We start from the raw sequence: 1,479 nt of genomic DNA, 5'->3' as shown, positions 1-1,479 counted from the left end.
CTGGTTGCGTTGAAATCTGTGCATCTTTCGTGCTTAATACAAACGAACAAGAAACACCATCTGCGTTGTCATCACAAACTACATAGTTCGTTGGTGTACTGATTGTTGGGGCAGTGATATGAGTCACCGTTGCTGAAGCGCTTGCTCCAACACATCCTGTAACAACGTTGGTTGCAACCACACTGTAAACTCCAGCAACTGTTGTGGTAAAACTAGCAACATTTCCTGGATTAGCAACTCCCGAAGGAACCGTCCATAAATAAGAATACGTTCCTGTAACAGCCGCAGTGGCTGTTAGAGTTGCCACAGCACCTTGACAAACCGTTGGACTGTTAACTGTAATTACAGGTAGTGGATTCACAACTAAATTAAGTGACCCTACCGAAGTACAGCCTGTTACTGTATTTTTAATGTTATACCAAATCGTTTTGGTATTTGAGGTATACAAACTTGGTAATGGATTTACCTGATTGGTAGCATCTGATTGGGTCAAATAATACGATACCACCATAGAAGATTGTCCATTGATGATTTGTGCATCTTTGGTTGGTAAATTAAATTGTTCAATCCCATCGCCAGGACTATTCGTATCACACAATTGATAATTTGGTACCGTAACCACTAATGGTTTCGGATTTACAATTAATTGGAATGTGGTCGTAGAATAACAGGCTGGTGCATTTGGATCAATAACATGCACATAAATATCTTGCGGGTTATTGATATTGCAATACGGTGTGTTTTTTGGTATTGGGTTATTACCCGTCTGACCATCTGATGGAGTTAAATGGTAGGTAATTGTTAAACCAGGTGTTGTAGTAACTTCACTATCTTTTGTGTTTAAAACAAACAAGCACGATACCCCATCGGTATTATCATCACAAACTTGATAAGAGGTTGGTGTAGATAACACTGGAGCTGAAATTACTTTGATACTTCCTGTTAACGATGGGCTACCACAGTTTCCTCCTGTAGTAGTTACCGTATAAGCATATGGAGTTGCAGAGGCGGTATTTGGTGTTCCTGATATGGTCAACGTTGACCCTGTTATTGCCCAAGTAACTCCATTAGGCAAACCTGTTACTGTAGCTCCTGTAGCCGTACCTCCAAAAGTATACGTGATATTAGTAATTGATGCATTAACACATACGGTCTGATTAGATGTTGGAGCCGTTGAAGTTAATACTATCGTTGCTAAAGGTTCTATAGTGATTGTTCCTGTTAGCGATGGTGTGCCACAAGCACCTCCTGTAGTGGTAATTGTGTATGGGAACGTTCCAACAGTGCTTGAACTACCTGAAATAGTAACTGTGTTTGCTGTGGTACTGGCTGTAATACCTGTTGGTAATCCCGTTACTGTAGCTCCAGTGGCGGTACCTCCAAAAGTGTACGTGATATTGGTAATAGTTGCATTAGCACAAACTGTTTGGGTACTAGTGGCTGGTGCAGAGGTTAGGGTTAACGTAGCTAATGGTTGTA

1 pseudogene is annotated in these 1,479 nt (G+C 41.0%); it reads right to left on the bottom strand.

Going from position 1 to position 1,479, the window contains the following annotated elements:
- Positions 1-1,479: pseudogene (locus tag ACODSI_RS14985) on the bottom strand (hypothetical protein); the annotation flags it as partial.

Source organism: Flavobacterium sp. FG139 (genome assembly GCF_057809695.1).
The sequence above is the reverse complement of the archived record's forward strand: the minus strand, read 5'-3'. Positions and strand labels throughout refer to the sequence as shown.